Source organism: Bartonella sp. AA18HLJMS (genome assembly GCF_042197245.1).
In the GTDB taxonomy this organism is placed as follows: Bacteria; Pseudomonadota; Alphaproteobacteria; order Rhizobiales; family Rhizobiaceae; genus Bartonella.
Window position 1 is genome coordinate 1 of record NZ_JBHIRP010000089.1, and the last position, 599, is coordinate 599.

The window sequence follows — 599 nt, forward strand, 5'->3', positions numbered from 1 at the left end:
GCATCATGCGAATTCTCACTAATCTGACCTTCGGCAACATTATGCAAACCTACAGGTGTAGAACCCTTACCTTTACCCAAAGTCACACTCGCATAATTAGTGCTGCTATTATCATCACCTTGTTTATCATAGTGAACAACAGCCGATTCATCAGACTGAAGATTATTAGAAAGCTCCTTCAGACTTTTATCAAGCTGGTCTTTATTAACAGCTTCATTACCTCTCACGGCTTCTTTCACACCGGAAAGAATCCTATCTCCTTTGTCTTTATTTGCGATATTGAGTTCTGTACCTTCTACTTCTTTACCAATAGTGATAACCTTCGTATTATCATCCTGCTTGGCAAGGCTATCACTGACAACATTAGTTACATCATTATGAACATTCGTAATAGAACTTGCAACACCTGCAAGTGCTTCCGCTACACTATTGTAAACCTTTTCATCACCAGTGCTACCATCATCATTGACAGTTTTAAGTTTGAATGTGGGTGCAACCCATTCTCCATTTTCATAGCCAGCACCTCCACCAAAATACGTCGCAACTGTTTGATTCATTGAATAAAGCTGATTGCCCGTGATCGCTTCTGTTGAACCTTT

The 599-nt window shown here is 39.9% G+C and carries 1 pseudogene; it reads right to left on the reverse strand.

Annotated elements, in window-relative coordinates:
* Window positions 1-599 (reverse strand): annotated as a pseudogene (locus ACFINW_RS10095) (hypothetical protein); the annotation flags it as partial.